Source organism: Actinomadura sp. NPDC049753, assembly GCF_040674655.1.
Lineage (GTDB): Bacteria > Actinomycetota > Actinomycetes > Streptosporangiales > Streptosporangiaceae > Spirillospora > Spirillospora verrucosospora.
Genome location: NZ_JBFARL010000061.1, coordinates 1 through 22,126 on the forward strand (window position 1 = coordinate 1; position 22,126 = coordinate 22,126).

The 22,126-nt window shown below is 72.9% G+C and carries 25 protein-coding genes; 13 read left to right on the top strand and 12 right to left on the bottom strand.

From position 1 onward, the window contains the following. Window positions 1–100: 100 nt before the first annotated feature. The 3 genes from AB0K37_RS17870 to AB0K37_RS17880 form a co-directional block, all read right to left on the bottom strand. Window positions 101–553, bottom strand: coding sequence for a hypothetical protein (locus tag AB0K37_RS17870; protein WP_363981854.1), 453 nt, complete (start codon window positions 551–553; stop codon window positions 101–103). Between the two features lie 141 nt (window positions 554–694). Further along, complete coding sequence (locus AB0K37_RS17875) at window positions 695–1,312, bottom strand: rhomboid family intramembrane serine protease (protein ID WP_363981857.1); 618 nt, start codon at window positions 1,310–1,312, stop codon at window positions 695–697. Window positions 1,313–1,417: 105 nt separating this feature from the next. Beyond that, window positions 1,418–1,747 carry a WhiB family transcriptional regulator gene (locus AB0K37_RS17880; protein WP_345171147.1) on the bottom strand — a complete coding sequence of 110 codons (330 nt, stop codon included), beginning with the start codon at window positions 1,745–1,747 and terminating at the stop codon, window positions 1,418–1,420. 149 nt (window positions 1,748–1,896) lie between these two features. Between AB0K37_RS17880 and AB0K37_RS17885 the strand changes: the two genes are divergently transcribed. Beyond that, window positions 1,897–2,349 carry a GNAT family N-acetyltransferase gene (locus AB0K37_RS17885; RefSeq protein ID WP_363981979.1) on the top strand — a complete coding sequence of 151 codons (453 nt, stop codon included), beginning with the start codon at window positions 1,897–1,899 and terminating at the stop codon, window positions 2,347–2,349. Window positions 2,350–2,374: 25 nt separating this feature from the next. On the opposite strand, the gene AB0K37_RS17890 is transcribed toward AB0K37_RS17885, so the two are convergent. Beyond that, on the bottom strand, window positions 2,375–2,770 hold the full coding sequence (locus AB0K37_RS17890) for a nuclear transport factor 2 family protein (RefSeq protein ID WP_363981861.1): 396 nt from the start codon (window positions 2,768–2,770) through the stop codon (window positions 2,375–2,377). 57 nt (window positions 2,771–2,827) lie between these two features. Here AB0K37_RS17890 and AB0K37_RS17895 point away from each other — a divergent pair, with 57 nt between their 5' ends. Both AB0K37_RS17895 and AB0K37_RS17900 read left to right on the top strand, forming a co-directional pair. Next, entirely contained in the window at window positions 2,828–3,391 is a 564-nt protein-coding gene (locus AB0K37_RS17895; protein WP_363981864.1) for a helix-turn-helix domain-containing protein, read from the top strand. A 94-nt stretch (window positions 3,392–3,485) separates the two neighbouring features. Then, the gene (locus AB0K37_RS17900) at window positions 3,486–4,982 is read left to right on the top strand and encodes a CYTH and CHAD domain-containing protein (RefSeq protein WP_363981866.1); all 1,497 of its coding nucleotides are present in this window, start codon (window positions 3,486–3,488) and stop codon (window positions 4,980–4,982) included. 79 nt (window positions 4,983–5,061) lie between these two features. Here the strand turns inward: AB0K37_RS17900 and AB0K37_RS17905 are convergent, their stop codons facing one another. Next, entirely contained in the window at window positions 5,062–5,934 is an 873-nt protein-coding gene (locus tag AB0K37_RS17905; RefSeq protein ID WP_363981869.1) for an NUDIX domain-containing protein, read from the bottom strand. Then, a complete protein-coding gene (locus AB0K37_RS17910; protein WP_363981872.1) occupies window positions 5,927–8,011 on the bottom strand; it encodes an RNA degradosome polyphosphate kinase in 2,085 nt (694 codons plus the stop codon). The genes AB0K37_RS17905 and AB0K37_RS17910 overlap by 8 nt, the downstream gene beginning before the upstream one ends. 198 nt (window positions 8,012–8,209) lie before the next feature. Here AB0K37_RS17910 and AB0K37_RS17915 point away from each other — a divergent pair, with 198 nt between their 5' ends. Both AB0K37_RS17915 and AB0K37_RS17920 read left to right on the top strand, forming a co-directional pair. Then, window positions 8,210–9,694, top strand: a complete 1,485-nt coding sequence (locus AB0K37_RS17915) for a pentapeptide repeat-containing protein (RefSeq protein ID WP_363981875.1) — start codon at window positions 8,210–8,212, stop codon at window positions 9,692–9,694. Window positions 9,695–9,839: 145 nt separating this feature from the next. Next, window positions 9,840–10,076 (top strand): hypothetical protein, encoded by a 237-nt coding sequence (locus AB0K37_RS17920; protein ID WP_363981878.1) that lies wholly within the window; start codon window positions 9,840–9,842, stop codon window positions 10,074–10,076. A 67-nt stretch (window positions 10,077–10,143) separates the two neighbouring features. Here AB0K37_RS17920 and AB0K37_RS17925 read toward each other — a convergent pair whose 3' ends face one another. Both AB0K37_RS17925 and AB0K37_RS17930 read right to left on the bottom strand, forming a co-directional pair. After that, the gene (locus AB0K37_RS17925; RefSeq protein WP_363981881.1) at window positions 10,144–11,301 is read right to left on the bottom strand and encodes a CU044_5270 family protein; all 1,158 of its coding nucleotides are present in this window, start codon (window positions 11,299–11,301) and stop codon (window positions 10,144–10,146) included. Between the two features lie 50 nt (window positions 11,302–11,351). Next, window positions 11,352–11,981, bottom strand: coding sequence for a sigma-70 family RNA polymerase sigma factor (locus tag AB0K37_RS17930; protein ID WP_363981884.1), 630 nt, complete (start codon window positions 11,979–11,981; stop codon window positions 11,352–11,354). 213 nt (window positions 11,982–12,194) lie between these two features. Between AB0K37_RS17930 and AB0K37_RS17935 the strand changes: the two genes are divergently transcribed. After that, the gene (locus tag AB0K37_RS17935; RefSeq protein WP_363981887.1) at window positions 12,195–13,397 is read left to right on the top strand and encodes a fused response regulator/phosphatase; all 1,203 of its coding nucleotides are present in this window, start codon (window positions 12,195–12,197) and stop codon (window positions 13,395–13,397) included. Then, complete coding sequence (locus AB0K37_RS17940) at window positions 13,394–15,082, top strand: ATP-binding protein (protein ID WP_363981890.1); 1,689 nt, start codon at window positions 13,394–13,396, stop codon at window positions 15,080–15,082. Before AB0K37_RS17935 ends, AB0K37_RS17940 begins: the two co-directional genes overlap by 4 nt. A 52-nt stretch (window positions 15,083–15,134) precedes the next feature. Here AB0K37_RS17940 and AB0K37_RS17945 read toward each other — a convergent pair whose 3' ends face one another. Further along, window positions 15,135–16,325 (bottom strand): PP2C family protein-serine/threonine phosphatase, encoded by a 1,191-nt coding sequence (locus AB0K37_RS17945; protein WP_363981893.1) that lies wholly within the window; start codon window positions 16,323–16,325, stop codon window positions 15,135–15,137. 94 nt (window positions 16,326–16,419) lie between these two features. Here AB0K37_RS17945 and AB0K37_RS17950 point away from each other — a divergent pair, with 94 nt between their 5' ends. From AB0K37_RS17950 to AB0K37_RS17960, 3 genes are all read left to right on the top strand, one after another. After that, window positions 16,420–16,893 (top strand): MarR family transcriptional regulator, encoded by a 474-nt coding sequence (locus tag AB0K37_RS17950; RefSeq protein WP_363981896.1) that lies wholly within the window; start codon window positions 16,420–16,422, stop codon window positions 16,891–16,893. A gap of 152 nt (window positions 16,894–17,045) precedes the next feature. Next, window positions 17,046–17,852: a L,D-transpeptidase gene (locus tag AB0K37_RS17955; RefSeq protein ID WP_363981899.1), complete on the top strand. Its 807-nt coding sequence runs from the start codon at window positions 17,046–17,048 to the stop codon at window positions 17,850–17,852. Between the two features lie 45 nt (window positions 17,853–17,897). Next, window positions 17,898–18,554, top strand: coding sequence for a choice-of-anchor P family protein (locus tag AB0K37_RS17960; protein WP_363981902.1), 657 nt, complete (start codon window positions 17,898–17,900; stop codon window positions 18,552–18,554). 56 nt (window positions 18,555–18,610) lie between these two features. Here AB0K37_RS17960 and AB0K37_RS17965 read toward each other — a convergent pair whose 3' ends face one another. The 3 genes from AB0K37_RS17965 to AB0K37_RS17975 form a co-directional block, all read right to left on the bottom strand. Then, window positions 18,611–19,006 (bottom strand): ATP-binding protein, encoded by a 396-nt coding sequence (locus tag AB0K37_RS17965; RefSeq protein WP_363981905.1) that lies wholly within the window; start codon window positions 19,004–19,006, stop codon window positions 18,611–18,613. 322 nt (window positions 19,007–19,328) lie between these two features. Beyond that, window positions 19,329–19,616, bottom strand: a complete 288-nt coding sequence (locus AB0K37_RS17970) for a hypothetical protein (RefSeq protein WP_363981907.1) — start codon at window positions 19,614–19,616, stop codon at window positions 19,329–19,331. 32 nt (window positions 19,617–19,648) lie between these two features. After that, a complete protein-coding gene (locus AB0K37_RS17975; protein ID WP_363981909.1) occupies window positions 19,649–20,008 on the bottom strand; it encodes a DUF1801 domain-containing protein in 360 nt (119 codons plus the stop codon). Between the two features lie 121 nt (window positions 20,009–20,129). Between AB0K37_RS17975 and AB0K37_RS17980 the strand changes: the two genes are divergently transcribed. The 3 genes from AB0K37_RS17980 to AB0K37_RS17990 all read left to right on the top strand — a co-directional run bounded on the left by AB0K37_RS17980 (window position 20,130) and on the right by AB0K37_RS17990 (window position 22,115). Further along, a complete protein-coding gene (locus tag AB0K37_RS17980) occupies window positions 20,130–20,336 on the top strand; it encodes a cell division protein SepF (RefSeq protein WP_021598327.1) in 207 nt (68 codons plus the stop codon). A 99-nt stretch (window positions 20,337–20,435) separates the two neighbouring features. Beyond that, window positions 20,436–20,921, top strand: coding sequence for a MarR family transcriptional regulator (locus AB0K37_RS17985; RefSeq protein WP_363981912.1), 486 nt, complete (start codon window positions 20,436–20,438; stop codon window positions 20,919–20,921). A gap of 99 nt (window positions 20,922–21,020) precedes the next feature. Beyond that, on the top strand, window positions 21,021–22,115 hold the full coding sequence (locus tag AB0K37_RS17990) for an FAD-dependent oxidoreductase (protein WP_363981915.1): 1,095 nt from the start codon (window positions 21,021–21,023) through the stop codon (window positions 22,113–22,115). The last annotated feature ends 11 nt before the right edge of the window (window positions 22,116–22,126 follow it).

Consider the following 22,126-nt stretch of genomic DNA (forward strand, 5'->3'; position numbering starts at 1 on the left):
GGCGACGCGACCGTCGCTCACTCGTGAGAAGCGACGGGGCGTCGCCGTGCCGCCCCGTCGCGGCCGCGCCGATCAGGCGGTGCCGATCAGGCGGTGCCGATCAGGCGGTGCCGGTCGCCCGCCGCCGTGCCGCCAGCGCGATCCCGCCGCCCGCGAGGACCGTGGCCAGGCCCCCCGCGGCGAGCGCGGAGTCCGTGCCGGTGGAGGTCCCGCCCGCGCCCGTCTCCACGCCGCCGGTCGGAATGACCCGGAGCTTGCGCAGGAACTTGACGTCGATGAACCCGTGCCGGAGCTGAACCGGAACGTTGCCGCGGATCTCGGTGAAACCCTTGGTCTTGCAGTCGGCCCACGGCTTCTGGTGGAACTTCAGGACGCCCACGATCTTCGAATGGACGTCGGGCAACTCGTGGACGTTGAGTCCGTCCCGTGCCGTGACCAGGTACTCGCAGAGCTGGGTGTCGGTCCGCGCCTCCGCCGCCCCCGCCCCGATCACGACGAACGCCCCGGCCGCCGCCCCCGCGGCGGCCACGGCCATCGCTCTTCGCACGCTCATCCTTCTCCCCTTGCTCGTTCCCCCTGGTGGGCGAGGCCGCCCACCTCGAGGTGACCGATACCCGACGAAGATCAAGAAGAGCCATTGAGGCGACAAAACAATGGAGTCGCCGGATTGGCGTCCATCCACAACAAAAGGCTTTTAGACGGACATTTCCCGGGACGTCGCGGTCTTGCCGCCGCGCAGGAACCACGAGGCGAGGACGCCGCCGAGCAGCCCGAAGAGGTGGCCCTGCCACGAGATGGTGGGGTCGCTCGGCAGGACGCCGAGCAGCATCGTCCCGTAGACGGCGACGACGGCGACCGCGATGGCGATGTCGGGCAGCCGCCGCTCGAAGATCCCGCGTCCCACCAGGTAGCCGAAGAACCCGAAGATCAGGATGCTGGACCCGAGGGTGTTGGCGGAGCTGAGGAACCACACCCCGAGCCCGCCGACCACGATGATGATCAGGCTGGCGGCGAGGAACCTGGCGATGCCCCGCGCCGCCGCGACGAACCCGAGGATCAGGAACGGGACCGTGTTGGCCGTCAGGTGCCCGAAGCCGGCGTGCATGAAGGGCGCGGTGAAGATGTCCGGCAGGTCGTTCACGTCGCGCGGCTGGATCCCGAACCGGTCGAGCCAGCCGTCCGTCGTGTAGTCGAACGCCTCCAGAACCCACATCGCGGCGGTCACCGTGAGGATCAGCACCGCCGACGCCAGCGCCCGCGCGCCGTGCTTCGCCAGGCCCTCGGAACGTTGCCGGTCGGGGGTAAAGCTCATGTCAGCCACCGTAAAGTCTCTGCGTCCCTGACTCGCCCAACGCACGGGACGGGCAAAAGGTGCCGGTGGCGTTCTTGTAGGCGGGCCCTCGCCGGGCCCGCGCCGCTATGCGGCCGACGCGTGCTCCGACTCGGAGGCGTCGCCCCGCACCACGATCACCGGGAGCGGCCGCCTCGCCGGGGCGTCGGCCGTCCGGCGCAGGTAGCGCCGCTCCTCGGGGGTCGTCCCGCCCCAGATGCCGTCGGGCTCCCCCACGCGCAGCGCCCACGCGAGGCAGTCGGCCCGCACGGGGCAGTGGGAACAGATCTCCTTGGCCGCGTCCTCCTGTGCCTGGAGCACGGGCGCGGAGTAGCCGATCGGGAAGAACAGGTCAGGATCCGCGCCGCGGCAGATGGCGTGGTCGGTCCAGTGTTCCTCGTTCTCGTTGTTGTGCATTGACTTCTCCCTGCGCGGCGATGAGACCGCCGTCCGAGCCGGGGGGTCTCCACTCAGCGTAGTACTACGCATCGTAGTACTACAAGACATGGGCGAACGCTGCAACTTAGCGTCCCGATAGCCTTGAAGGCGTGCAGAGTGATCAAGAAGTGACCTTCCGCGAGGCGACGGTGGACGATCTCCCCGAGATCGTCCGGCTACTCGCCGACGATCCCCTGGGATCCACCCGCGAAACACCGGGTGAGGAGATACCGGAGGCCTACTTCAGAGCGTTCGCAGCGATCGAGAGGGACCCCAACAACAGCCTGGTCGTCGCCGAGGTGGCGGGGGCGGTCGCCGGCACGCTCCAGCTCACCTTCATCCCCGGTCTCACCTACACCGGCTCCGAGCGCGCCCAGATCGAGGGCGTCCGCGTCGCCGCCGAGCAGCGCGGGGCCGGGCTGGGCCAGCTGATGATCAATTGGGCCATCGACCGGGCCCGCGCCCGCGGCTGCCGCGTCGTGCAGCTCACCACCGACCGCCAGCGCCCCGACGCGATCCGCTTCTACCAGAAGATCGGCTTCCGCCCGTCCCACATGGGGATGAAGTACCACCTCGCCTGAGCCGCTCCCGGCGGGCGCCGCCGGTTCACGGGACGAGGGCGTCCCGCCACCGGGCCGTGTCGGTGTACTGGTGCAGCCAGCAGATCCTGCCCTCGGTGACGCGCCAGAGATGCGCGAACTCCGCCTCGAACGAACGGCCGGTCGTCCTGGCCGTCCCGCGGTACCGACCCGTCACCACGACCAGGCCGTCTCCGGTCTCATGCCAGGTCTCGGCATGGGGAGCCGTGTCGAACTCGGCGAAGATCGCCCCCCACACCCGTGCGAGGGTCTCCTCGGGGCCGTGGAAGTCTCCGCCCGCGCCGCACGGCAGCCCGGGCGCCGTGTGCGCCTCGAACTCCGGGTGGAGGAGAGCGAGGATCGCCGCCCCGTCGGCCGCCTGGGTCGCGGCGTAGAAACCTCTGACGATCTCCGATGCCGGCATGGCCGCTCCTTTTTAGAGGATATGTTCTAGAATCATCTCACTACTATCATCGGGGAGGTGCGCGTGGGAAGACCGGCCAAGTTCGACGAGGACCGGATCCTCGACGCGGCGCTCGCGGTGACCGCCGAGGGCGGGCCCTCGGCCGCGACCATCGCCGCCATCGCCGAGCGCCTCGGCGCCCCGTCCGGCTCGCTCTACCACCGCTTCGGGTCGCGCGACCTGCTGCTCGCCACCCTGTGGACCCGCTGCGTCCGCCGTTTCCAGGACGGCTTCGTCGCGGCCCTGGACGCGGACGACGCCGAGGCGGCCGCCCTGCACACGCCCCGCTGGTGCCGCGAGCGCCCCGCCGAGGCCGCCGTGCTGCTCCTGCACCGCCGCCGCGACCTCGCCGCCGCCTGGCCCGCCGAACTCGCCGAACCTCTCGACGCCCTGAACACCCGGGCCGCGGACGCGCTGGGCGCGTTCGCCCGGCGCCGCGGCGTCGACCGCGAGCGCGTGGTCTTCGCCGCGGTCGACGTCCCCTACGGCGCCGTCCGCCGGCACCTGCTCGACCGCCGGCCCCCGCCGCCGCAGGTCGACGAGCTGATCATCACCACCTGCCGGGCGGTCCTGGCTCCGTAGGGACGGGGAGATTTCGGCCGTTGTTCACTTTGACGTGGAATGCTGGCTATCTGGGTGTGCACCCGATTTGTCGCCCTTTCCTGAGGAGCAGCGCGTGGCCGAGCGGCATCTGGAGATCGAGCAGAAGTACGACGCCCCGGCCGGGTTCGTCCTGCCGGAACTGGACGGGCTGGCGGGCGTGGCGTCGGTCGGGGAGCCCGAGGTCCGTGAGCTGCACGCCACCTACTTCGACACCGCGGACCTGCGCCTGGCGGCCAACCGGATCACGCTGCGCCGGCGGCGGGGCGGGCCGGACGCGGGCTGGCACCTGAAGATGCCGGCCGGGCAGGACGGGGACGGCAAGCACGAGTTCCGGGCGCCGCTCGGCCGGCCCCTGCTCGTCCCGGCGCGCCTGGCCGGGCTGGTCGCCGCGCACACCCGCGGGGCGGAGCTGCGCCCCGTCGCGACCCTGGAGACCCGCCGGACGGTCGTGCGCCTGCTCGGCACGGACGGCGAGGCCCTCGCGGAGGTCGCCGACGACCTGGTGACCGGGCGCGGGCGCGAGGCCGACCCCGAGCGCTGGCGGGAGATCGAGGTCGAGCTCGGCACGGGGACGCCGGAGCTGCTGAAGACCGCGGGCAAGCGCCTGCGCAAGGCCGGCGCGAAGAGGTCCAAGTCGGCGTCCAAGCTCGCCCGGCTGCTCGGGGACGGCGTCGCGCCGTCGGAGGCGGCGCGGCAGCGGGCCGCGGCCCGGTCGCGGATCACGGCGGCGACCAGCAACGGAAAGGCCCCCGCGATCACGACGGGGGAGGTCGTGATGGCCTATCTCGCCGAGCAGGTCGAGTCGATCCTGCGGTTCGACCCGGGGGCGCGGCTGGGCGAGGACGACGCCGTCCACCGCATGCGGGTGGCCGTGCGCAGGACGAGGAGCGTCCTGCGCAGCTACCGGCCCGTCCTGGACGCGGAGCGGACCGCGCCGCTCGGGCCCGAGCTGCGGTGGGTGGCGCAGGCCCTCGGCGAGGTCCGCGACCTGGAGGTGCTCCGGGCCCGGTTCGCGGAGGCGCCGCCCTTCCTCCGGGACGACCTGGAGCGGCACGAGCGGGCCGCGTACCGGCACCTGAACGCCGCCCTGAGGGACGCGCGGTACTTCGCGCTGCTCGACGGGCTCGACAGGCTGGTCGCCGACCCGCCGCTGGCGGCCGTGGCCGGCAAGAAGGCCCGCAAGGAGCTTCCCGCGCTCGTCACGCGGGCCTGGGACCGGATGGCCGGGGACTACGCGTCGATCAAGACGTCCGCCGCCCCCGACCTCGCCCGCCACGAGACGCGGAAGGCGGCCAAGCGCGCCCGGTACGCGGCCGAGCTGGCGGTTCCCGTGCTGGGCGCGGCGGCCAAGCGGGTGGTCAAGGACGCCAAGCGCATCCAGGAGGTCCTCGGCGCCCACCAGGACGCCATGATTGCGATGGAGCACCTGGAGCGCGCCGCCGCCCGCGCCCGCACGACCGCGGACGCCTTCGCGGTCGGCGTCCTCTACGGCGGGGAGCGGGCGGAGGCGGAGAAGGCCCGCGACCTCCTGGCGACCACCTGGTCGCGGACGCTGGGCCCCTCGTTCTGACCGGCCGGCGTCCGCGCCGTCCCGCGCTCTAAGGGTGGATGTACGGGTCGGCCGTACGCGACAGCAACCCGCGCGTCCGTCAGGCCCGCTCCGTCCGGGAGGTGTGGCGTTCGAACGCGGCCAGCGCGCCGTCGGCCAGGTGTGCGGTCCAGAACTCGGCCTTGTCGAGCGTCGTGTCGTCCGGGACCTTCTCGCCCAGCTTCCGGCAGAGGCCGGCGATGAGCTCGGAGACGATCTCGCCGTGCGTGCTCACCACGGCGGGCGTGCCCGCCATGGACAGCAGCCGCTCCACGGCCTGGTCCGGATTGGTCTCGCCGACCGTGAACGCCGCCTCCGTCTCGACGGGCACGCGGACGCGCCGCGCATAGGGCAGGACGGTCTCCAGGCAGCGCGCGGTGGCCGAGCTGACGGTCCGCATGGGCCCGTAGGAGCGCAGCAGCCCGGCGAGGCCGGACGCCTCGGCGCGGCCGGCCTCGTCCAGCGGGCGCAGCTCGTCGGCCTCCCGCCACGCCTTCTTCTCCCCCGCGCGCGCGTGCCGCAGGATGACCAGCGGCGCGGTGGCGAGCGGCCCGCTCAGGAACTCGCGGAGCAGGTCGACGTCGTGCCGGTAGCTGAGCCGGGCCTCGGCCTCCTCCGCCGGGAGCCAGACCAGCTCGTCCACCTCGTCGTTGGGGGTGAACGCGCTCACGGCGACCGGGCGGGCGGCCCAGTACTCGATCCTCTTGGTCTGCTCACCGAGCGGATAGGTGACGGTCGGGAGGCGCCGCCCGAGGCGGGGGACGACGCCGGTCTCCTCCTCGACCTCGCGGACGGCGGCGCGCAGCACGTGCTCGCCCGGATCGACCTTGCCCTTCGGGAACGACCAGTCGTCGTGGCGGGGCCGGTGGATCAGCGCGATCTCCGGGCCGTCGCGCCACAGCAGCGCGCCCGCGGCCCTGATGGTCTCAGGCATCGATCGTCCTCCACCGGCGGCTCTTCACCAGGTGGGTCTGGATGTCCCGCAGGGTCTCGCCGGGACCGGCCTGGCTGCGCGTCCAGGTGCCCTCCGCGTCGAGCGCCCAGGCGTGGGTGTCCTCGGCCATGGCCCGGTCCATCAGGGCGAGCAGGTCGTCGCGCTGGGCCCGGTCGTTGACGGTGACGAGGGCCTCGACGCGGCGGTCCAGGTTGCGGTGCATCAGGTCGGCGCTGCCGAGCCACACCTCGGGCTCGCCGCCGTTCTCGAACGCGAACACGCGGGAGTGCTCCAGAAACCGGCCGAGGACGCTGCGCACCCGGATCATGTCCGACAGGCCGGGCACACCGGGACGCAGCGCGCAGATGCCGCGGACCCAGACGTCCACCGGAACCCCGGCCCGCGACGCCCGGTAGAGCGCGTCGATGATGACCTCGTCCACCAGCGCGTTGCACTTGATCCGGACGCGGGCGGGGTGCCCGGCGCGCCGGTTGTCGATCTCGTGCTCGATCCGCTGGACGAGCCCGGAGCGCAGGCTGTTCGGCGCGACGAGCAGCCGGTGGTAGGAGCTCTGCCGCGAGTACCCGGTGAGGTGGTTGAACAGGGCGCTGACGTCCTCCCCGACCTCGGGGTCGGCGGTGAGCAGCCCGAAGTCCTCGTACAGGCGCGCGGTCTTCGGGTGGTAGTTGCCGGTGCCGATGTGGCAGTAGCGGCGCAGGTGGCCCTCGGACTCCTGCCGGACGATCAGCGCGAGCTTGCAGTGCGTCTTCAGCCCGACGAACCCGTAGACGACATGGCAGCCCGCGGTCTCCAGCTTGCGCGCCCAGGCGATGTTGGCGCGCTCGTCGAACCGGGCCTTCAGCTCGACGACGACCACGACCTGCTTGCCGGCCTCGGCGGCGCTCATCAGCGCGTCCACGATCGGCGAGTCGCCGCTCGTCCGGTACAGGGTCTGCTTGATCGCCAGGACGCGCGGGTCGGACGCGGCGTCCTCGATCAGCCGCTGGACGGTCGTGGTGAACGAGTCGTAGGGGTGGTGGACGAGGACGTCGCGCTCACGGATGGCGCTGAAGATGCTCGCGTCCTCCGGCAGCGCCTCCTTCGACGGGACGAAAGGGGGGTACTTCAGCTCCGGCCGGTCGAGGTCGGCGATGGCGGACAGGCCGCCGAGGTCGAGCGGCCCGACGACGCGGTAGATCTGGCCCTCGTCCACCGCCAGCTCGGAGGTGAGCAGGTCCAGCACCCCCTCGGAGATCGACTCCTCGACCTCCAGCCGGACGACGGGGCCGAACCGGCGGCGCAGCAGCTCGCGTTCGAGCGCCTGCAGCAGGCCCTCGCTGATGTCGTCGTCGATCTCCAGGTCCTGGTTGCGGGTGACCCGGAACGCGTGGTGCTCGACGACCTCCATCCCGACGAACAGCTGCCCGAGGTGGGCCGCGATGACGTCCTCCAGCGGCGTGAACCGGTCGGGGGACGCCTCGATGAAGCGCGGCAGCAGCGGGGGCACCTTCACCCGGGCGAACATCGTGGCGTCGGTCTCGGGGTCGCGGACGATCACCGCGAGGTTCAGCGACAGGCCCGAGATGTAGGGGAACGGGTGCGCGGAGTCGACGACGAGCGGGGTGAGCACGGGGTAGATCCGGTCGCGGAAGAGCCGCCGCAGCCGCTCCTGCTCGGTCTCGGCCAGCTCGTCCCAGCGCAGGAGCTCGATGCCCTCCTCGCCGAGCGCGGGCAGGATCTCCTTGCGGAAGCACGACGCGTGCCGCTGCATCAGCTCGTGCGCGACCACGCCGGTGCGCGCCAGCACCTCGCGGGGCTGGCGGCCGCTCGCGGACTGGACGGCCAGGCCGGTCGCCATCCGGCGGGCGAGCCCGGCGACGCGGACCATGAAGAACTCGTCCAGGTTGCTGGAGAAGATCGACAGGAAGCGGACGCGTTCGAGCAGCGGCAGCCCCGGGTCCTCGGCGAGCTCCAGGACGCGCTGGTTGAACCTCAGCCAGCTCTCCTCCCGGTCGAGGAAGCGGTCGTCGGGCAGCGCCTCGGATTGCGGAGGGACATGTCCTGGATTGACGGTCATGCCAGAATTTTCCCCGATCTAGGTTAACGAAAGTCGAACGGGCGGGTTCCGCCGAGGTATCCGATAGGTCGATCATTCCCGCGGTTCCCGCAGATCACTCCGCCCCGGCCGCCCTCGCCGAACGTGACCGCGGGGTTGCAACGACCTGGCCACCAGGAGACCTTCACTGCGCGCCCCCGCGTGGGTAGAACGAAGACCGTGACTCCTCACGAGGCTTCGCCGCCCACGGTGTTCTGGCCGCGCTGCACCGCCGTCGACGGCTGCACCGGCCGGGCCGCGGGCGACCTGGGCGGCTGCCCCGCCCACCTGCGTCCCCGCGAGTTCGAGCGGTTCACGGGCGCCCTGCGCCCCGGAGCCGATCTCGACCTGCGCGGCGTCACCGTCCCGCCGTGGCTGCTCGACGGGATCCTGGACGCCGTCACCGGGCCCGACGGGCGGCCCCACCTCGGCAGGGCCCGGTTCGACGGGGTGGTGCTGCCGGCGGACGCGGGAATGCGCGGCCTGTGCGTGGAGGGCGACAGCTCGTTCGACGGCGCCCGCTTCCTCGGCGGCGCGTCCTTCTACGACGCGCGGTTCTTCGGCAACGTCTCGTTCCGGGGGGCGCGCTTCGGGCGCAACGCGTCCTTCCACGAGGCCCGGTTCCACCGGCACGCCTCGTTCGAGGAGGCGGTGTTCACCGGCGACGCCCTCTTCGGCGAGACGCTGTGGCACGCCGACGCCGCCTTCCGCGGCGCCGTGCTCATGGGCGCGGCCTGCTTCGACCGCGCCCGGTTCGGGCGGGACGCTGCGATGCAGGGGGCCTGCTTCCGCGGCGACGTGTCGTTCAGGCGCGTCCAGGTGGTGCGCCATGCCCGCTTCGAGCGGGCGCGGTTCCGGCACGGCGCCTGGCTCGGGCCGCTGGCGGCGGGCGGCCGGATCGCGCTGTCGGACGCGACCGTGCACGGCGGGCTGCGGGTGCACGCGGCCGCGCGGCAGGTCATCGCCCGCGGCGCGATCGTCCACGGGGAGGCCGACTTCCGGCTCCGGCACGCCGAACTCGACCTGGAGGACGCGGTGTTCGAAGGCCCGGCCGCCGTCCGGGCGCTGGCGCACCCGATCCAGGGGCTCACCGAGCCGCCCGCCGGGGCCGGCCCGTCCGGCGTCCGGCTCCTCTCGCTGCGCCGCGCCGACGCGACCCGGCTGCTGCTCGCCGACATCGACCTCAGCGGCTGCGGATTCCTCGGGCTGCGGCGGCCGGACGCGCTGCGGATCTCGGGCGACTGCGCGTTCGCGACCGCGCCCGGCCGGCGCCGGCTGCGGCCGTGGCGCCGACGCGACCGGGCCGTCCTCGCCGAGGACCTCGCCGGCGGCGCCGGCCGCGACGACCGGCTGCGCACGCTGTACCAGGAGCTCGCACGCGCCACCGCCGACTCCGACCGCGACCGCCTCGCCCGCGACTTCCGCTACAGCGCGCTGGAGATGCGGCGGCACGGCGAGCGCGACCCGTGGCGCCGCGCCGGCCTGCACCTTCTCTGGATCACCTGCGGATACGGCCTGCGCGCGGGACGCGCCGTGGCCTGGCTCGCGGTCATCATCGCGCTGCTGTGCTGCGGCGCGTCACTGGTCGGCCACGACGACCGGACGCGGCACGACGACCGCACGGGCGGCGTCCGCGCCGCGCACATGAGCGCCCGCCACACATAAGCGCCCCGGCGGCCCGCTAAAGGCGGGGGTTGTTTTGTCAGACCCACGCGTAATGATTGTTGTTATGAGCAGAGACACCCATCCGGGGGTGCAGTGCCCGCACTGCCAATCCCATCTCGCGCTCGTCCCCGTGACTGGAAACCCCGTGTCCGGAAACTCCGCCGCCGCACCCGTCCCCGTCCTGCCGATCGCGGCGAAGGAGGAATGGCAGCCTCCCCCCGTCGCCGAGGTGCTCGCCGTTTACGCCGGGCGCGCCAAGGACACCGTGACCGCGGCGCGCGGCGCAGCCAAGGTCCGCGAAAGCCTGAACCGCGCCAAGGCGGCCGCCGCGGGCCGCAAAGCCGCGCAGAAAACCGCGCGCCGCACTCCCAGAAGCGCGTGATCACAACCCGGCCACTAACGCCGGGAAGGGACGGCACCGCGCCGGCACCGTCCCTTCCCCAATGACGTCAGCGCGGCTTGGAATCGGTCCATTCCGCGCCGATCAGGGTGGTCGAGTTCATCGTCCGCCCCGCCGGGACGCTCGCCCCGGCCGCCGGCGCCACCATGACGTTCATGCTGGCCAGCGCGGTGCCCGAGGCCAGGTCAATGATCATTTGTTCCCTGATCACGCCCTGCGGCGTCTTCTCGTCCAGCGCGATGGCGTTCCCCGTCCGCCCCTGCGGATCGGTGACCTTCCCGAGCGACCGCACCGCCGGGAGCCCCGCCAGCATCCGGAAAGCGGCCGCCCGCACCGCCGGCTTCACCGGCATGTCCATCACCAGGCCGCGCGCCACCGTGTACAGCCACAGGTCCGACGCCATCGGCCGGTTCGACTCGGTGTCGTGGCCCTTGTACCAGCGCAGCAGCTCGGCCTTGAGCCGCTTCGGGTCGGACGGCAGCGCCCGCAGGTCCTTCATGGTCACGTTCCGGCCCAGCCAGAACACCTTGTCGCCGTCGACCAGCGCGGAGCCGTTGATGCTGCGCGGACCGGCCGTGGTCTTCGCCGTGAACCCCTTCAGGCGGCCCTTGGCGCCCGGAGCCACCGGAACCTGGATCTTGAACGTCGTGGGCGACCCCGCGCGCCGCCAGGCCTCCTCGTCCGCCTTGGTCGCGGGCTTGGCCCCCAGCTCCTGCCCCGCGGCCCACGCCTTGCCGCCCGGCCTGCTCGGCGTCCAGGTCTCCGCCTTGCTCCTGACCGTGACGGCGTAACCGCCGCCGCCCTTGCCGACCGTGTACGTGGCGGACGACACCGTCACCTGGTGCCAGAAGGCCCGCATCGTCTCGGTCTGCCCGTCCGCCTTCTCGGCCGCCGCGAGCAGGACGGTCCTCGCGTCGAGCACCCGCTCGCCGCCGCCTCCGCCCGTCCCGCCGGGCTCCGTCCCGTCCCCGCCGGGAGCGACGAGCACCGCCGCCGCGGCGACCGCCCCCGCCGCGACCGCCCCGGCCAGTCCCAGTCCCCAGACCGGCCGCACTCGCCGCCGCGCAGGCGCGGCGCCCCCGGCCGCCGAGGGCGGCGCCGCCATGGCCCGCGCCAGCTCGGCCTGCCGCACGCCCTCGTCCACCGGCGCACCCGGGTCCATCTCCTCAGGCCTGGCATCCCGCAACACCCGCATCACATCCTTCATGCCGTTTCCCTGCGGGGGGACGACCCCCCGCACCCCCCGGTTCGCTCCACTCATGCCGTCTCTCCCTTGATGACTCCGACCTGCGACCGTCCCTGCGCCGCCGCGCCCCCCGACCCCGGTCTGGAGTCGGTCCGGGCGGGCGGCCTGGGCGGGTCCGGGCGGGCGGACGCGGTCCGGGCGTCCGGCTGCTCGTCCTCGGCCGCGCGGACCAGGCGGCGGCGCGCACGGTGCAGGCGCACCCGCAGCGCCGCCGGCGAGCAGCCGACGACCCGGGCGGCCTCGCGCGGCGTCAGGCCCTGCCAGGCGATGAGGATCAGGATCTCCCTGTCCCCCTCGGGCAGCGCCGCCATCGCGCGCAGCACCGCGAGCCGCTCGGCCACGTCCTCGGCGACGTCGCCGGTCCGCCGCGGCGCCCACCGCCCGAGCTCGGCCGCGAACGACTCGCGGCGCACCCGCGCGCGGTGCCCGTCGCGCAGCACGTTCCGGGCGACGCCGAGCAGCCACGGCAGCGCCGGGTCCGGGACGTCGGCCAGCCGCCGCCACGCCACGGCGAAGGTCTCGCTCACCACCTCGTCCGCGACCTGGCCGCCGGCGCGGGCGGCGGCGTAGGCCCACACGCGCTGGCGGCACTCGTCGTAGATCGCGGTGAAGCGCTGTTCATCGGGGGCCTCGTCTGCCACCGCGTGCTCCTCCGTCCGTCCGTTCAGGTCATGTCACGGGGTAGTGGCGCGGGAGGCGGCATCGTTACCGAAAGGACAGCAGGTTCGTGCGGAGGAGCTCCGTTCGGCCGCTCCGCGTGCCCCCACGGCGCCCGATGCCTCTAATATTTGCTCGATGGCAAGGGCCTCCCACCCGACATCCACCCGGCCCCGCCGGACAGAAGGAGCTGAGACATGGCCGCGATGCCCAGTCGCGGTGCGGAGCGGCTCCTCGGTGTCGCAGGTTCCCCGCACCTCCTTCTCGTCGAGGACGATCCCGGCGACGCGTTCCTGTTCGAGGAGCTGCTGACCGAGGCGCAGCCCGGCCTGCGGATCACCGTCGCGACCACGCTCGCCGAAGCCCTCGACGCGCTGCGGCCCGACATCCAGTGCGTCATCGTCGACCTCTCCCTCCCGGACGCGCAGGGCCTCGACGCCCTCCACCAGGTGCGCGAGCACGCGCCGGCCACCGCCGTGCTCGTGCTGACCGGGCTCGCCGACGCGCACGTCGGCGTCGCCGCCGTCGCCGCCGGTGCCCAGGACTACCTCGTCAAGCAGGACGCGGACGGCGCGCTGCTCACCCGGGCGATCAGCTACGCGATCGAGCGCAAGCGCGCCGACGAGTCCGAGCGGCAGCTCGTCGAGGCGCGGGCGCTCAGCCGGGAGAACGCCCGGCTGGAGCGCGGCCTGCTGCCCGTGCCGATCCTGCACGACCGGGCGCTGCGGCACCACACCCGCTACCGGCCGGGACGCGACCGCGCGCTGCTCGGCGGCGACTTCCACGACACCGTGGAGACCGCCGACGGGGCCGTGCACGCCGTGATCGGCGACGTGAGCGGGCACGGCGCCGACGAGGCGTCCCTCGGCGTCCGGCTCCGCATGGCGTGGCGGACGCTCGTGCTCGCCGGGAACACCGGCGCGCGCCTCCTCGACACCCTCGACGCCGTCCTGCAGCACGAACGGTGGAGCGACGAGATCTTCACGACCGTCTGCATGGTGACGATCGCGCCCGACCGGCGCACCGCCCGGCTGCACCGGGCCGGGCATCCGTGCCCGCTGTTCTTCTCGCCGGGCGGCGTGGAGGCCCTCCCGGACGAGCCGCGGGGCCCGGCGCTCGGGCTCCTGCCGGGCGCCCGGTGGCCCGCCGCCGACCTGGAGCTCGGCGACGAGTGGGGGCTGCTGCTCTACACCGACGGGCTGATCGAGGGGTCCGCCGGCGAGGACGGCGGGCACCTCGACTTGGACGGCCTGCTGCGGCTCGCCAGGGCCGCGCACGAGGAGGGGAGGCGCGGCGACATGCTCGTCGACGGGCTCATCGCGGAGGCCGAACGGCTGAACGGGGACGTTCTGGCCGACGACCTCGCCCTGCTGATGCTGAGCCGGGGGGACGGCCGGTGACCGCCGAGACGTCCGCCGGTACGGGCGGGACCGCCGAGCCCGCCGGGACCGCGCGAGCCGCCGGACCGGGCGCCGTGCTGCCCGGCGCGCAGATCCCCGAGGGCCAGGGGATGGGCCGGGTCCGGCTCGTCCAGATCTACCGGATCGGCTCCGCCGTCCTCGGCACCCTCCTGCTGGCCGCGTTCGTGCAGACCGGCATGGCGATGTACGGGAACGAGCAGGCCCGCGACGTCCTGATCGAGCGCGTCGACCCGGCGACGCTGGAGCAGTTCCGGCTCTCCACGGCCGTCACCGCCCAGGACATCGCCATCCGCGCGTACGCCGAGGAGGGCGGGCGCCAGCACGTCGAGCAGTACCGGGCCGCCGTGCGCCAGGAGGCGGCGTCCGCCGCCCGCATGCGCCGCCTCCTCGCCGGGGTGCCCGGGCACGGGGACGTCGACCGGCTCCTCGCCAGGGCGACCGCCGACTCGCGCGCCTGGCGGGAGGGGTTCGCCGACCGGGTCGCGGCCGGGCCCGGCGGCCAGGGCATCGACCGCGGCGAGAGCCGGCTGGCGAGCCGCCTGCTCGTGCAGGCGCGCGGCGACATGACGCCGCTGCAGGCCGGCATCACCGCGCTGCACGACCGGGCCGCCGCGAAACTGAACTCGCGCGCGAGGACCGCCCAGTGGTCCACGTTCGCCGCGCTCGCCATGGTCGTGGTCGCCGCGCTGCTGCTCGCCGTGCTGTTCCGCCGGACCGTTCTGACGCCGGTGTCGACCCTGACCGGACGCGTCCGCGCCGTCTCGGAGGGCGACTTCGGGCACCGCCTCGACGTCCCCGGCCCCGCGGAGATCAACGAGCTGGCCGCGATCATCGAAGCGATGCGCGCCCGGATCATCGAGGAGTGGCGCACCAGCGAGGACAAGTCCCGCCGGCTCGACGAGCAGACCGAGGAGCTGCGCCGCTCCAACGCCGAACTGGAGCAGTTCGCCTACGTCGCGAGCCACGACCTGCAGGAGCCGCTGCGCAAGGTCGCGAGCTTCTGCCAGATGCTCGAACGCCGGTACGGGGACCAGCTAGACGAGCGCGGGAAGCAGTACATCGCGTTCGCCGTCGACGGCGCCAAGCGCATGCAGGCCCTGATCAACGACCTGCTGAGCTTCTCGCGCGTCGGGCGGATGTCGCGGCCCGAGGACTCCGTCGACCTCGACGACGTCGTCCGGCAGGCGCTGGACAACCTCTCCACGCTGCGTGAGGAGACCGGCGCCGAGGTGGAGGTCGCGGAGCTGCCCGACGTGCCCGGCGACCGCACCCAGCTGGTCCAGCTGTTCCAGAACCTCGTCGGCAACGCGATCAAGTTCCGCCGGGAGGGCGTGCCGCCGCACGTCACCATCAGCGTCCGCCGCGCCGGGGACGAGTGGGAGTTCGGCTGCGCCGACAACGGCATCGGCATCGACCCCCGCTACGCCGACCGGATCTTCCTCATCTTCCAGCGGCTGCACTCGCGCGAGGAGTACACCGGCACGGGCATCGGCCTGGCGCTGTGCAAGAAGATCGTCGAGTACCACGGCGGGCGCATCTGGCTCGCCGCCGGCGAGCACGCCGAGCCGGACGCGGAGCCCGCCCCCGGAACCACGTTCCGGTGGACGCTGCCCGCCCAGCCGTCGGCCGCCGACGGGGACGACGCCGAAGATCCGGACGACTGAGCATCCCGGGTGACCCGGGGCCGGGGCCGGGGTCGGCAAAGGCAGCCCGGCGTCAGGCGTTCCCGCCGTCCACGCCGACCTTGCCGGCGTCCGGGTCCCGGCCCGTCCAGTCGACGCACACGATCACCGCGTCGTCGGACGGCTCGGCGCCCTCGTGGAAGCCGACGTAGTGCCGGACCATGGTCCGGACGGCCTCGGGCGGATCCTGCAACCGGGTGGCGCGCATCGCCTGGAGCAACCCCGCGTCCCCGTACACGACACCGGCGGGCGACCGGGCGGCGTGCACGCCGTCGCTCACGATGACCAGCCGGTCGCCCGGCTCGACGGCGAACTCCTGGGGCACGTAGCGGGTGTCGCCGAACATTCCGAGCGGCATCTGCGCCTCGAACCCGATCCGGTCCGTGGCGCCGCCCCGCATCCGGGTGATCCTCGGCGAGCCCGCGTCGATGGCCCGGACCCGCCCGCCCGCGAGGTCGAACTCCAGGAGCAGCGCGTCCACGACCCGCTCGCCCCGGTGCCGTCCGAACAGCGCCTCGTCGGCGAGCTCGGCCTGCTCCACGATGTCGCCGCCGGACCGGCGCGCGTTGCGCAGCGCGCTGATCGCCAGATGGGTGAGCTCCGCCGACTCGGTGCCCGACCCCATCCCGTTGCTGACGGTCAGCGTGAACCGCTCGCCGGACGTGGCCCAGTCGAACGCGTCGCCCCACACCGCGTACGCGGGTTCGAGCTGGCCCGCGAAGCTGAGCTCGGACGCCTGGTAGGCGGGCGCGGGCAGCATGTCCCACTGCATCTCGGCGGCCAGCGTCAGCCGCGTCCGCCGGCGCAGGCGCCGGTACATGTCGGTGGCCTGGTCGGCGATCTTGAGGGCGCGGGCGAGCACGCCGGCGAAGTCGTCCAGCCAGAGCGGCCCGCCGTCCGGAAGCCGCACCGACAGGATCCCGATCCGCTCCCCCTTCACGGTCAGCGGCAGGTGGGCGAGCCCCTCCCCGTCGTCCCGGACGGTCCGCTGCGACGCGAACGCCCGGCCCGGCGGCGTGTTGTCCACGGAGACGTCGTCACCGGCGGAGACCGTCCGGACGAGGAACATCTGCCGGTAGTCGATCACCAGGACCTCGGTGTCCGCGCACCCGGCGTGCCGGCCGAGCACGTCGGCCGCGACGGGGATCACCTCGTTCGGCGGGGCCGCCCAGATCGCCTTCCTGGCCGCCTCGAACGGCCCGTTCTCCGCGCGTGCACGGTGCATCTCGATCCTCGCCCGTCGCCGCACGGCCCCGGCGGCCGGCGGACCCGCAGGTCCCGGGATGCCGTGGGCGACGTCGTGTGTAACAGTGGAGGGCATGGTGGCCACGTCGGGTGAGGACGCCGCGGACCTCGCGGCTGCGCTCGACGATGCGGCCTCCACCCTGCTGAACGTGTGGTCGCGCGCCCACAATGCCCCGGATGTCCCTATTCCGTCCACGCAACTGCGCGCGCTGTTCGTCCTGGAACGGGGGCCCGTCAACATCAGCAGGCTGGCGGGCGAGCTCGGCGCCCTGGTGTCGTCGGCGAGCCGGCTGTGCGACCGGCTGGAGGCCGCCGGCCTGCTCACGCGCGACCCTGGCCGCGACCGGCGCCAGGTCACCGTCCGGCTGAGCGGCGACGGGCAGGAACTGCTCGACCGGCTCCGGCTGCGGCGGCGCGAGAGCCTCACCCGCGTGCTGGCCGAGATGCCGGCGGCCGCGCAGGCCGCGCTGCTGTGGGGGCTCACCGAATTCCACGAGGCGGCCTCCGGCCTGGACGACGACGGCGGTTCCCTCTCCATGCTCGCGTGAACCGTCCATGGAATCCGTTTTCCCCGAAAAGTCGTGACCCTCCACAAAGCGCCTTCCAAATAGAGCATTATCTACATTTACAACGGCGGCCCCCGGAGTCTTTTTCGCCATTCTCGATACGGCCGCCTTCACTACTACTAACATCCCCGCTCATGGCGACCATACGTGCCCCTCGGCATTCCCTGCGCGCCGTCACCGCGGGCGCGATCATCGCTGCCCTGATCCTTTCCGCCGGCGGCTGCGGCGGCTCCTCCTCCGGGCACAGCACGGCGTCGGCCGGGACCGGCGGCGGTGGCCCCGCCCCCGCCGAGGCCCCCGAGGCCACGACCTACAAGACCCTCTCCGGCGCCCCGGCGGACACCACGCCCGACGGCGCCACCGACGGCCTCGTCGTGCACCCGACCAGCCCGGCACCGGTGTTCGACCGTCCGGCCGGCCACCGCTTCGCCACCCTCCCCACCACCGAACTCGGCGGCCCCACGTGGGTGCCCGTGGTGGAGACCTCGGGCGACTGGCGGAGGGTGCTCCTGCCGAGCCGTCCCAATGGGGCGACCGGGTGGATTCCCGGCACCGCGCTGAAGACCGCGCACACGCCGTACACCGTCCACGTCGACCTCGCCCGCAGGCGCCTCGTCCTGGAGAAGTCCGCGCGGCCCGTGGGCCGCTGGCCGGTCGCGGTCGGCGACGCCAAGACCCCGACGCCGACCGGCCGGACGTTCGTCATGGCGACGCTCGCCCCGGCCGAGAAGACGCCGAGCCCCATCGTCCTGCCGCTCGGTACCCACTCGGCGACCCTCGACACCTTCGGCGGCGGTCCCGGCACCGTCGCACTCCACGGCTGGCCCGACGCCTCGGTGTTCGGCAAGGCCGTCACGCACGGCTGCGTGCGCGTACCCGCGGACGCGCTGAAGGCGCTGTCCCGGGTGCCGCTCGGTTCCCTGGTGTTCATCTCGGCCTGACCGGCCGGCACCACCCCCAGCACTCACCAGAATCGGAGTAAGTTCATGCGTCACATCCATGCCGCCAAACGGATCGCCACGGCCGGACTGCTCGCCACCGGCCTCGTCGCGGCCGCCGCCCCGGTCCCGGCGTTCGCCGCCGCCCCCGGGAGCGAGGGCTCGGCGTACGGGCTGACCGTGACCGGACCGCTCGCCGTCCCGCCGGTGCCCGCCGTCTCCTCCAGCACCGGCACCGTCAGGAAGAGCGTGCTCCGCGAGAACCGCACCAAGCTGGTCAAGGCGTCCGCGCTGGACGTCGACGCCTCCGCCGCCCGCGCCCGCTCGGCCGTGACGCGCCTGTCCGTCCCGTCCGCGAAGCTGCTGGCCGACGCCGTCACCGCCAAGTGCACCGCCGGGCAGGGCGGCGCCCGCCTCGTCGGCGCCACGCTCGCCGGGAAGCACCTCGACTCCACCCCGCCGCCCAACACCACCGTCCCCGTCGACGTGGACGGCCTCGGCCGGACGGCCCTGATCCTCAACAAGCAGCAGCGCATGGCCGACGGACGCCTCGCCGTCACCGGCATGGAACTGGCCCTGCCCGGCAAGAAGGGCGCCATCCGGGTCGCGTCCGCCACCTGCGGAAAGGCCGCCGGCCCCGCGCACGGGCCGTCCGAGGCCCCCGCTCCGCGACCGGTCAAGCACGACCTGCCGGTCACCGGCTGACCGGCCCCCGAAGCCGCGGCCCGGCGGGCACCAGCCCGCCGGGCCGTTCCATGCCGTCAGGTCGCCAGCGACTTCTCGAAATGCACGATCGACCCGTTCCGGTGAGCGCGCGCGGCGATCTGGACCCCCTCCGTGAACGCCCGCATCAACCGGAGCCCCCGCCCGTGCTCGGCCAGCGGCGGCGCCTCCACGCGCTCCCACGCCGCGGCCCCGTCCGCCCCGTCCCCCGAGCCCCCGTCGATGACGTCCACGACGCACCGTGCCCCGTCCATCCGCGCCCGGACCTCGTACTCTTTTCCGGCCGCGGCATGCTGAATGACGTTCGCGCACGCCTCGCCCAGCGCGAGCGCGATATCGGCACGGACCTCGGAACCCACTCCGAGCCCGCGGAGAGAGGCGTCGAGCGTGTGCCGCACCAGCGGAGCGCTCTCCGCGTTCCTCGGCAGGGTCATTTCAAGAACGACCTCCATGCCAATCGCCTCCGTTCCCTCTAGCACACAGATTTCCCAGAGCTAACGGAGAGAAACCACATCTATTGCTTTCCGCATAGACCGGCACGGAGACCGAACCACCGAACGCGAAGATCTCAGCCCGCACCGCGACCACGCGACAACCCGGATGGTCGCGATCGCGTCCGAAGGCAGATGCGAGCGAAGCGAGAACCTGATCGCGCAGCGAGCCGCAAGGCGAGCCGGAGCGATGCCAGCGATCGCCCGCAGTGCTCGACGATGGAGGGCCGCCAAGGCCCGAAGGAGGAGAGCACTGCAATAAGCACTAGTCGTCGATCCACTTGCCGTGCGCTTCCCAGGCGGCCTGCTTGCTGACGCCCATCGCGCCGCCGATCTGGGCCCAGGAGGCGCCCGCGCGGCGGGCCGAGCGGACGGCGAGCTGCCGGCCGTGGACCGCCTTCCGCGCGATCACCTCCCCCAGCGCGAGGAGTTCGAGGACCTCCTCGCGCCCGAGCGGCGGTTCGCCGACGGCGTCCCGGACCCACAGCTCGTCGTACCGGGCCGCCGCGCTCGTCAGCGTGACGTCTCGCTCGATCCCATCTGGAGTGACCATGAAGCGAGTGTGTGCGTCAAGTGGTCCTGACGTCAAGCCTTCTTGACCTCCAGGGCGCATGCCTGCTTCACCCAGTCGGCGAACAGGGCGGCGTCGATGTCGTCCGGGGCGCGCAGCTTCACGCCGGCCATCTGCCTGGACATGGCCTCCAGGCGGCCCGAGCCGTCCTCGATCAGCTGGCCGTTCCAGAGGCCGAACGTCACGTACTTCGGGTACGCCTTGAGGAAGCACACGGGCTGCTTTCCGAGGCTCCAGGTCGGCTGACCGTGCCACAGCGCGGGCTTCACCTCGGGCATCGCCTCGCCGACCACCGCGAGCGCCTTCTCCAGGACGTCCCGCAGCGCCTCCGGCACGTCCGCCGTGTACTCCTGAACGTTCGCGTGCTTACCCATGTCGATCCCCTTTCGTCGCCAACGCGTCGCTCGGCGGGCGGGAGGATCGACAATCGGAAGAGATTTCTTGCATGTGGCGTGGGTCACTTGACCCTGGGAAGGTGCCGGGCAGACTGGGGCCGTGGTCAAGTCGCTGCGTCCTCAGAACTACAACGAGGTCCTGTACGTGGGGCACTTCTTCCGCAAGGGCGTGCCCGTGCTCATGGACCTGACGGATCTTACGGACGGCGACGCCAAACGCCTCGTCGACTTCGCCACCGGCCTGGTCTTCGGCCGCGGCGGCGCCCTCGACCGCGTCGACCGGAAGCTCTTCCTCCTCCAGCCCTGAGGCAGGGGCCGGCCGCCGCGGCGGCGGCCCGCCGGAGCCGCCGGGCGACGCATAGTTCGTCATACGAATTGCAGGCCGCCCTGGTGTTACGCTGGCCGAATGGTGAAGTCCGATGACGGTGAGATAGGGATCGTGGCCGCGCTGGTGCGGTCCGCGTTCCTGGTGGACGCCGTGTACGCCGAGTCGGGTCGGGAGCACGGCCTGACCTCGCAGCAGGGCCAGTTGCTGTGCGTGCTGATGGCGCGGCCGTACGGCATGAGCGAGTTGGGGGCGACACTGCGGCTGGCCAAGTCGAGCCTCACCGGCCTGGTGGACCGCACCGAGCGCAACGGCCTGGTCCGGCGCGAACCGGATCCGCAGGACACGCGCGCGGTGCGGGTGTCGCTCACCCCGCGGGGCAGCAGGCTCGCGGACGAGTTCTACACCGAGACCTGCCGGCGGATCGAGGGATTGCCGAGCGGTCTCAGCCAGGCCGAACGCGACACGCTCGCCGACCTCCTCGGCCGCGTCGTGCTGGAGAACGAGGTCCCCGCGGTCTTCCTCAAGCCGGGCGAAGGAGGAGGCTCCGGCACCCACGGCGGCTGACGCGCGACGCCGCGTTCCACAGAGGGACTTGCGGTTCGTAGTACGAACTATTACGGTTCGTACTGCGAACTTTGGACTTCTTCTGTGGAGCGTGCAATCATGAGTCGAACGGTAGCGATCGTCGGTGGAGGCTACGGAGGCGCCGCCGTCGCCAAGGCGCTGGAGTCCACGGCCGACGTGGTCCTCATCGACCCCCGCGAGGCCTTCGTCAACGCGGCCGCGTCGCTTCGGTCGCTGACCCGCCCCGACTGGGCCGGCAACATGTTCTTCCCGTTCGAGACGCTGCTGACGCGGGGCAGGGTGATCCGCGACCGCGCGGTGTCGGTGGACCCTGGCGGCGTCACCCTGTCCTCGGGCGAGCGCGTCGCGGCCGACTTCATCGTCCTGGCCACCGGCTCCAGCTACGCCTACCCGGCCAAGCCCGTCTCCGACTCGATCGCGGAGGCGCTGGACGACCTGCGCCGGACGCACAAGGAACTGCGCCAGGCCGGCAAGGTACTGATCCTCGGCGCCGGTCCCGTCGGCCTCGAGATGGCCGGGGAGATCAAGCACGTCTGGCCGGACAAGCGCGTGACCGTCGCCGACCCGGCCGCGGAGCTGCTGCCGGGCTTCGAGCCGCAGGTGGTCGAGGACCTGCACGGCCGGCTCGACGCCCTGGGGATCGACCTGCGCCTCGGCACCGCGCTCGCGGCGCCGCCGAGCACGGAGCCCGGCATGGCGGGCGACTTCACCGTCACCACGGGCCAAGGCGAGGAGATCAGCGCCGACATCTGGTTCCGCGCCTACGGGACCAGCGTCAACAGCGACTACCTCGCCGACGGCAGGCTCACCGTCCCGACGCCGCGGGGCCAGGTCCCGGTGACGGAGTTCCTCAACGTCAAGGGTCATGACCACGTCTACGCGGTCGGCGACATCACCGACATCGCCGAGGCCAAGATGGCCGGTTACGCGATGCAGCACGCAGAGGTGGTCGCCGCGAACATCACCGCCCGGCTGAACAGCGAGGAGCCCACGGCCACCTACCGGCCCCTGCCGTTCCCGATGATCCTCCTTCCGCTCGGCCCGGACGGCGGCGTCGGCCAGCTGCCCTCTCCCGACGGCCCCTTCGTCGCCTCGGCCGAGATGGTCGCCGAGTACAAGGGCGCGGACCTGTTCACCGGCCGCTTCGTCGACCAGTTCGGTCCCACCGCCTGAAAGGCTGGAAA

Excerpts from the sequence above, each read along its gene's own strand:
- AB0K37_RS17870 (WP_363981854.1), bottom strand. The coding sequence starts at position 553 with ATGAGCGTGCGAAGAGCGATGGCCGTGGCCGCCGCGGGGGCGGCGGCC.
- AB0K37_RS17875 (WP_363981857.1), bottom strand. The coding sequence starts at position 1,312 with ATGAGCTTTACCCCCGACCGGCAACGTTCCGAGGGCCTGGCGAAGCAC.
- AB0K37_RS17880 (WP_345171147.1), bottom strand. The coding sequence starts at position 1,747 with ATGCACAACAACGAGAACGAGGAACACTGGACCGACCACGCCATCTGC.
- AB0K37_RS17890 (WP_363981861.1), bottom strand. The coding sequence starts at position 2,770 with ATGCCGGCATCGGAGATCGTCAGAGGTTTCTACGCCGCGACCCAGGCG.
- AB0K37_RS17905 (WP_363981869.1), bottom strand. The coding sequence starts at position 5,934 with ATGCCTGAGACCATCAGGGCCGCGGGCGCGCTGCTGTGGCGCGACGGC.
- AB0K37_RS17910 (WP_363981872.1), bottom strand. The coding sequence starts at position 8,011 with ATGACCGTCAATCCAGGACATGTCCCTCCGCAATCCGAGGCGCTGCCC.
- AB0K37_RS17925 (WP_363981881.1), bottom strand. The coding sequence starts at position 11,301 with ATGAAGGATGTGATGCGGGTGTTGCGGGATGCCAGGCCTGAGGAGATG.
- AB0K37_RS17935 (WP_363981887.1), top strand. The coding sequence starts at position 12,195 with ATGGCCGCGATGCCCAGTCGCGGTGCGGAGCGGCTCCTCGGTGTCGCA.
- AB0K37_RS17945 (WP_363981893.1), bottom strand. The coding sequence starts at position 16,325 with ATGCACCGTGCACGCGCGGAGAACGGGCCGTTCGAGGCGGCCAGGAAG.
- AB0K37_RS17950 (WP_363981896.1), top strand. The coding sequence starts at position 16,420 with ATGGTGGCCACGTCGGGTGAGGACGCCGCGGACCTCGCGGCTGCGCTC.
- AB0K37_RS17955 (WP_363981899.1), top strand. The coding sequence starts at position 17,046 with ATGGCGACCATACGTGCCCCTCGGCATTCCCTGCGCGCCGTCACCGCG.
- AB0K37_RS17960 (WP_363981902.1), top strand. The coding sequence starts at position 17,898 with ATGCGTCACATCCATGCCGCCAAACGGATCGCCACGGCCGGACTGCTC.
- AB0K37_RS17965 (WP_363981905.1), bottom strand. The coding sequence starts at position 19,006 with ATGACCCTGCCGAGGAACGCGGAGAGCGCTCCGCTGGTGCGGCACACG.
- AB0K37_RS17970 (WP_363981907.1), bottom strand. The coding sequence starts at position 19,616 with ATGGTCACTCCAGATGGGATCGAGCGAGACGTCACGCTGACGAGCGCG.
- AB0K37_RS17975 (WP_363981909.1), bottom strand. The coding sequence starts at position 20,008 with ATGGGTAAGCACGCGAACGTTCAGGAGTACACGGCGGACGTGCCGGAG.
- AB0K37_RS17985 (WP_363981912.1), top strand. The coding sequence starts at position 20,436 with ATGGTGAAGTCCGATGACGGTGAGATAGGGATCGTGGCCGCGCTGGTG.
- AB0K37_RS17990 (WP_363981915.1), top strand. The coding sequence starts at position 21,021 with ATGAGTCGAACGGTAGCGATCGTCGGTGGAGGCTACGGAGGCGCCGCC.